At 69.4% G+C, this 6373-nt stretch carries 9 protein-coding genes; 7 read left to right on the forward strand and 2 right to left on the reverse strand.

Going from position 1 to position 6373, the window contains the following annotated elements; genetic code table 11:
- The first annotated feature begins 493 nt into the window (after window positions 1–493).
- On the forward strand, window positions 494–1081 hold the full coding sequence (locus tag IF30_RS42750) for a hypothetical protein (RefSeq protein WP_234323024.1): 588 nt from the start codon (window positions 494–496) through the stop codon (window positions 1079–1081).
- Complete coding sequence (locus IF30_RS50035; RefSeq protein ID WP_234323025.1) at window positions 1053–1193, forward strand: hypothetical protein; 141 nt, start codon at window positions 1053–1055, stop codon at window positions 1191–1193. The genes IF30_RS42750 and IF30_RS50035 overlap by 29 nt, the downstream gene beginning before the upstream one ends.
- Before the next feature lie 87 nt (window positions 1194–1280).
- Here the strand turns inward: IF30_RS50035 and IF30_RS0139670 are convergent, their stop codons facing one another.
- Window positions 1281–1910: a site-specific DNA-methyltransferase gene (locus tag IF30_RS0139670; protein ID WP_234323026.1), complete on the reverse strand. Its 630-nt coding sequence runs from the start codon at window positions 1908–1910 to the stop codon at window positions 1281–1283.
- On the opposite strand from IF30_RS0139670, the gene IF30_RS50930 reads away from it, so the two are divergent.
- The 3 genes from IF30_RS50930 to IF30_RS0139685 all read left to right on the forward strand — a co-directional run bounded on the left by IF30_RS50930 (window position 1873) and on the right by IF30_RS0139685 (window position 3716).
- Entirely contained in the window at window positions 1873–2568 is a 696-nt protein-coding gene (locus tag IF30_RS50930) for a zinc-binding dehydrogenase (protein WP_234323027.1), read from the forward strand. The genes IF30_RS0139670 and IF30_RS50930 overlap by 38 nt on opposite strands.
- 290 nt (window positions 2569–2858) lie before the next feature.
- Complete coding sequence (locus tag IF30_RS48440) at window positions 2859–3017, forward strand: hypothetical protein (RefSeq protein WP_158835957.1); 159 nt, start codon at window positions 2859–2861, stop codon at window positions 3015–3017.
- A 3-nt stretch (window positions 3018–3020) separates the two neighbouring features.
- Window positions 3021–3716, forward strand: coding sequence for an IclR family transcriptional regulator domain-containing protein (locus IF30_RS0139685; protein ID WP_051712241.1), 696 nt, complete (start codon window positions 3021–3023; stop codon window positions 3714–3716).
- A 94-nt stretch (window positions 3717–3810) separates the two neighbouring features.
- On the opposite strand, the gene IF30_RS0139690 is transcribed toward IF30_RS0139685, so the two are convergent.
- On the reverse strand, window positions 3811–4359 hold the full coding sequence (locus tag IF30_RS0139690; RefSeq protein ID WP_030247815.1) for a flavoprotein: 549 nt from the start codon (window positions 4357–4359) through the stop codon (window positions 3811–3813).
- 117 nt (window positions 4360–4476) lie between these two features.
- On the opposite strand from IF30_RS0139690, the gene IF30_RS0139695 reads away from it, so the two are divergent.
- Complete coding sequence (locus tag IF30_RS0139695; protein WP_030247817.1) at window positions 4477–5661, forward strand: helix-turn-helix domain-containing protein; 1185 nt, start codon at window positions 4477–4479, stop codon at window positions 5659–5661.
- Window positions 5662–5809: 148 nt separating this feature from the next.
- Window positions 5810–6271, forward strand: coding sequence for a hypothetical protein (locus IF30_RS44380; protein ID WP_051712244.1), 462 nt, complete (start codon window positions 5810–5812; stop codon window positions 6269–6271).
- Window positions 6272–6373: the final 102 nt, after the last annotated feature.

Consider the following 6373-nt stretch of genomic DNA (forward strand, 5'->3'; position numbering starts at 1 on the left):
GAGAGCTACCTCGCAGGCCTTCACCTCCGCGCCTCGATGATCTGGATAGACGACCTTGTGCGACCGCCCAGCTGATCACAACATCACACGGGCCCTAGCTGAAGCCAGCGACCTTGATCAGGACACTGGCGTCGGACTTGCTGAAATCCGTCCTTTACTAGCCGCGGCAGATGCTGGCGGTGGCAGGTATAGCAGGGCTGCGTCGTTCTCGTGGTGTGTCCGGTTTGATCATATGTTGCCCAAGGTGATGAGCCGGCGGATGGCATCGCGCGCGTGGCAGCGTAGACCGGCGGCGATGTTGCTGCGGCCGGTCAGTCGCAGTGCGCCGATGCCCAGGGGGCGGGCGGCGTTGAGGCTTCCACCCCGTCGGGCCACATCAGAAGGCGTGAGTCACCGTCACGGACATGTAGTCTATGAATCGTCGCAGTTCAGAGCCGATATCCGAGCTCCTGCGGTCGGTAAAATCGAGTTCAAGCGGGGGCGCGATGCCGGGGTGATTGCTCAGGCCGGCTCCCACCTGGTCTGGCTGCTGGCGCACCGGCATGGGTTCGAGGCGCTGGTGCGCAGACGTCTGGGAGCCGGTGCGGCGGAGGCGGTTGACTGGCGGCGGCCCCGGGTGATCTGCGTCGCGGGCGAGTTCTCACGCCATGACCGGGCGGCGGCCTCGCTCTACCAGCGGGACTACCGTGTGGACCTGGTGCGCTACCGGGTCTTCGGACCGGACCTGCTGACGCTGCAGTTGGTCGAGACCGTTCCGGGCTACTCCCCCTCCGGTGCCGCGGCGGTGCCGGCTGCTCCGGTCGGCGAGGCGAGCGAGGAGCCGGAGACGGTCGCGGTGCCGGCGGGACCCTCGAAGGTGGAGGTGCCGGGGTGCCTGCGGGAGCTGTACGGCGAGCTGGACGAGGTGCTGACTTCGGCGGGTGAGCTGGAGGTGGTGGTGCTCAAGCGCTACATCGCCTACCGGCGGATGCTGAACGTGGCCTCGGTGGTCTTCCGGCCCCTCCGTCTCGCACCGGGCAATCCTGGTCTATCTGCGGCTGGACCCGGACACGGTGGAGCTGGAGGAGGGCTTCACCCGTGACGTACGGGGCATCGGGCACCTGGGGACGGGTGACCTGGAGGTGCGGATCGCCTCGTCCGCGGACGTGAAGAAGGCGGTGTCGTTGATCCGGCGGGCGGTCGAGGAGTCCTGAGGGACGCCGGAAGGGCGGCTGGAGTCTGGGTGCTCCGGCCGCCCTTTTCGTTTCTTCGGCCGCTCACCGCGGCGGCGGTTCTCATGCTCACGCCTCCGGTCCGGCGAGGGCGAAGTCGTCCTGGGTCAGCTCGGCGCGCAGCCGCTGTTCGGCGATGTCGGCGTAGTGCGGGCTGAGTTCGACGCCGACGAAGCGCCGGCCTTCGAGCAGGGCTGCGACGCCGGTGGAGCCGCTGCCGGTGAAGGGGTCGAGGACGACGCCGTCCTCAGGGCAGATCCGGACGAGCTGCTGCATGATCTCCAGCGGCTTCTGGGTGATGTGCACCCGGTCCTTGCGGGGCTGTGAGGCGGTGAAGTGGCCGGGCAGGTAGATGTCCCGGTTGTTGTCGAGGGTGCCCTTGACGCCCCAGGTGATGAACTCCGCGCTCTGTTTGAAGCCGCCCTTCCTCGGGCGGCTGGCGGGCTTGATCCAGGGAATCGTGCCCTGCCGGGTCCAGCCGGCCATCTGGAGCGCGTCGCTGGTGGTGGGTTCCTGCCGCCAGTCGGAGAAGACCATCGAGACCGCGTGCTCGGTGCTCGCCCGGTAGGCCTCGGTGAGCAGTTCGGTGAGCCAGGAGCGGTAGGAATGCTGGTCGCGGTTCTCGCCGGGGAAGGTCTTGAGGTCGTGGGCGGAGCCGCTGGTGACGTACTTGGCTCCCGGCCACCTTCGCCTCCGCACCCGGCTGGCCGGCGTCAACTACGCCGACGTCCACCTGCGTGAAGGCACCTACCCGGCGCCCATTCCCGCCCCGTTCATCCCGGGGAACGAAGTCCTGGGCGTCACCGAGGACGGGCGCCGCTACGTCGCGCTCAGCCGGGGCGGCGGCTACGCCGAGACCGCGGTCGTCCACCGCAAGCTCGCCTTCGAGGTCCCGGACGGCGTCGCCGACCACGACGCCGTCGCCCTCACGCTGCAGGGCAACACCGTCTGGCACCTGCTCTTCACCGACCTGCGCGTCACCGCCGAGGACACCCTCCTGGTCCCGGCCGCCGCCGGCGGTGTCGGCTCTCTCGCCGTACAGATCGCCAAGCGAGCGGGCGCAAAGGTCATCGCCATGGCCTCCAGCGAGGAGAAGCGCCGCACCGCCCTCGAACTGGGTGCGGACGCCGTCGTCGACTCCTCCACCGCCGAGGGCCTCACCGAACGGATCCTCGACGCGGCGGGTGGCCCTGTCTCCGCCGCCCTGGAAATGACCGGCGGCGACGTCTTCCACGCCACCCTCGCCGCCCTCACTCCCCGCGGCAGGATGTCCGTCTTCGGAGCCATCACCGGGGTCGACGGCCTCGTGCCCATCACCAGCCTGCTGGCCGGCTCGAAGGCCGTCAGCGGCTTCTGACTCCCGAACCTCTACCCGTCGCGCACGCACCTCAAGGACTCGATGTCCGCCCTGTTCGCGGCCGTCGCCGACGGATGGCCCAAGCCGCTCAACGGCCGGTATACAAGCTGGGCCAGGCCCGTCAGGCCCACCACCACCTTGCCGCCCGTCTCACCACCGGCAAGGTCGTCCTTGACGTCGACCGCTGATCGAGCACTAACCCCCGATTCGCGCTTGCCCGCACCCGACGGGTTATTGCGGACCGCCGCCCTCGCGCCGCCGGACGGCGCGACGACTCACCGGAACCCCCAATGAAGATCACCGCCGCGCCCTCGACCGGCTCCGTGCCCGGCCAGCGCCAGAGCGACGCGCCGAGCAAGCCGCCCTCCTCCCTCGCGGCCCGTGCCTTCGCCGTCCAGCAGGCCTTCACCCGCCTCCCCGGCGATGTGCACTCACTCTCCGCGCCATAGCGGGTGCCGCAGACCTCGACGACGCCACCACCCCACCGCATCCTGCAGACCGGCGTCGGCGACGGAGTCTTCGAGCAGATCGGCCGCGGCCGCTACCGCCTCGGCACCGGCACCGCCCGTGCCGGCGTCCAGGCCATGGCCCACTCGCCCAGCGCCGTCTCCACCCACGGAATCCTCGAACGCCTCCACGAGGCCACCGACGGCCTGGCCCTGCTCTACGTCCTCTCGCCCTTCGGCGGCGCGAAGAGGCTCTGCACCGACTACGTCATCGGCGACCTGGACCCGGCAGAAGTCGGCATGTCCGCCGCCGACGTCGTCTCCGTCTCCCGCTCCTTGCACACCGGGGCCTCCGGGCGCGTCATCCTCGCCTACCTGCCCCAACCCATCCAGGACCTCGTCCTCGCCGAAGAGGTCCCGCCCACGGCCGGTCCCGGGGTCATCCGCGACAGCGACGCACTCGCCGCCACCCTCGACGAGATCCGACGGCTCGGGTTCGGAGTCGGCCGCCAGGAGTGCATGCCCAGCTGGGACTCCGTCGCTGCCCCGGTCCTATGGCACGACTCCATCATGGGCGCAGTCCTGCTGCTCCGACGATCCGCCGAAATGCCCGCTGACCTACGACCGTTGATCTACCACACGCGCAAGGCAGCCGAGTCCATCAGCGCTCTGACGACGAGCCCGCTCGCAGCCGCCATGTGAAATCCGTTTGGCGCCGGCGCCGGAGGGCTGTCACGAGGTGGCCCGCCCATGGGGCGCCTCCGGCGATCCCGGCCGGGCGCCGCGTTGCCACAGGTCACCGCCCAATGGACTCTTCGACAGCCTGGAGTGCAGCGGTCCACGGATACGCCTCCGGTCGCCCCTGGCCGGGAGCATTCGGGACGAAGCCTCCTTCGCCTAGCAGCACCCGAACGCCGGCTTCGCGAAGGGTGGCGACACTGCGGGGAAACTGAGGGTGCCCGGTGAGCGCCGTGTTCGTGCACGGCATCACCGTCAGCGGGATTCCCTTGCCGATGGCCTCAGCCGCGAATCCTATGACCCAGGAGGTCGTGATCCCGAGTGCCAGGCTGTTGATGCTGTTCATCGTGGCGGGGGCGAACAGGACCGCATCGGCGGGCGGGAGTACGTCCGGGTCGCCCGGCCGGCGGTACGCGGACTTCACCGGATAACCGGTCAGCTGTTCCAGCTCGGGAAGTTCTGCCTGGAGCCAGCTCGTCGCCGTCGGAGTGAGCCCGAGCGCCACGTCCCACCCCCTGCCCTGCGCCTGGCGCACTACATTCGCGAGGTTCAGGACTGGTGGGGCGGCGGAGCCGAAGAGGTACAGGACCGGGCGTGTGACGGACATGAGGGCCATCGAACCGTGTCGGAAGGGGCACCGGCAACCCAGCCGATTCTCGTGATGTGCCGACTACTTGGCGCTACGGTCGGATCACCGGGCCCGGACTCGCCAAAGGGACGAACCATGACCGACCTCATGCCTGACACCGTGGGCAAGCGGATCAAGCAGACCCGCAAGCTTCGACACATGACCCAGACCAAACTCGCCCTCGAGGCTCGGATTTCGGCTTCCCACATGGCTCAGATCGAGCAGGGCAAGCGGCAGGCCAGCCCGGCCGTCCTCGCCTCCATCGCCAGGGCCTTGTCTGTGCCCACGGCCGATCTCGAAGGGCGCCCGTACCTCGAGGAGTTGCGACGCGACCAGCTGGACGGGCTGATTCAGCCGATCCGGGAATCCCTGGACATCTTCGACCTGGGAGCCGACCCGGACGTGGCCCCGCGTCCGATCGAGGAACTCGTCGAGCACACCGCCCGGGTCTGCCGCCTGATCCGTGCGTCCGATCTGCGGAGCGCGGCCGCCGAGCTGCCCGGCCTGATCACCGAGACCACGACCGCGGCGCACAGCAGCGGTGATCGACGTGCCTGGCAGGCCCTCGCCATGCAGTACCGCTCCGGCTACGACCTCGCGAGCAAGCTCGGGTTTCAGGACCTCGCGTCGATCTCCCTCGACCGCATGGGCTGGGCGGCGGAGCGGGCGTCCGACGCCGTGACCGGAGCGATCCGCCTGTACAACCGGGCACTGGCCTACCTGCGGGCCGGCCAGTACCGCACCGGCATCCGGATCGCGGAGCTTGCCAGGCAGACGGCCGAGCAGGCCGCTCCGGGTGTCGAGCGGGACACCGTGACCGGGCAGGTGCACCTCGGGATCGCGGTTCTCGCCGCTCGGAGCAGGGACACGGATGCGGTCGACGGGAATCTCGCCACGGCCGAGAGGATCGCCGGGGGCACCGGGGAAGTACCGGCGGTCTTCTGGTTGTCGTTCGGTCCGACCAACGTCGCGGCCCACCGGGCGAGCTGCCTGATCGACCAGGCGCTGTACCACGAGGCCTTGCAGGTCGCGCGGGGCATCGAGATCCCCGAGTCCTGGCCGGCCAGCCGTGCCGCGCACCACCACGCCGAGATCGCCCGGGCCCTCCTCTGGACCGGCAAGGGCGATGCCGCCTTCCGCCGTCTCCTCGACGCGCGCCGCCTTGCCCCGCAGCAGTCCCGGCACAGCCCCACCGTGCGCGAGACGATGGCCGGCCTGCTGCGAGCCCAGCGGCGGCTCCCGGAGTCGATGTCGAACTTCGCCTCCTGGATCGGGATGTGACGACGGACTAACACAGAGTTGTGTTAGTTCTGGACTTGCGATGGCCCGACCTTGTTCATGACGGATTCACCGACATGACAGGAGCCTTGGCATGCCTCCCTCGTTCAGGACCAGTACATGGGCTCCGCCCGGTGACACGGTCGTCGCCATGGAGGGCGGCACCTTCTGGGACGCGGTGGCCGTCGGCCAGAAGCTCGGCCTGGAAGCACTCTCGATCCTCGAAGGCGAGACCGCGCGCCAGTCCGGCCCGGTGATCTGGGACAGCAGGCGTGAGCCGCGGATCTACTTCCTGGTGCCCCCGAGCAGCGGTATCGACGCTGAAGCGCTCGCGTGCCGGCTGCTCAGCTTCGGCGACTACGTCGCCGTCCCGGGCGTCCTGGTCATCGAGCCGCCGGGCCCCCACTGGCTCGTGCCTCCGGACCCCGGCCAACCGGATCGGCTCGTCGATCCGGCACTCCTCGTCTCCGCCCTCAAGCGTGCTGCCGGCTCCCGTTGGGTCACCGTCTCGGTCGGCAGCGGTCAGTTGCAGGTACTTGCCGGCGACGCCCAGGTCGACGGCACCGCGTGCCTCAGCTTGTTGTTTAACCTCGGAGGTCACCCGACCTGCTGATCCGCGGTTCTTCGCGAGACAGCAGAGGCGGCCGCCCCTCACGCTTCGAGATGTCGAGTAACGAAGCTGAAGGAACGGCCGCTGGTGACGAGTCTCCCTGTG

It is taken from the genome of Streptomyces sp. NRRL S-350 (genome assembly GCF_000719705.1).
Classification (GTDB): domain Bacteria; phylum Actinomycetota; class Actinomycetes; order Streptomycetales; family Streptomycetaceae; genus Kitasatospora.

Excerpts from the sequence above, each read along its gene's own strand:
- IF30_RS44380 (WP_051712244.1), top strand. The coding sequence starts at position 5,810 with ATGGAGGGCGGCACCTTCTGGGACGCGGTGGCCGTCGGCCAGAAGCTC.
- IF30_RS0139690 (WP_030247815.1), bottom strand. The coding sequence starts at position 4,359 with ATGTCCGTCACACGCCCGGTCCTGTACCTCTTCGGCTCCGCCGCCCCA.
- IF30_RS0139695 (WP_030247817.1), top strand. The coding sequence starts at position 4,477 with ATGACCGACCTCATGCCTGACACCGTGGGCAAGCGGATCAAGCAGACC.
- IF30_RS48440 (WP_158835957.1), top strand. The coding sequence starts at position 2,859 with ATGAAGATCACCGCCGCGCCCTCGACCGGCTCCGTGCCCGGCCAGCGC.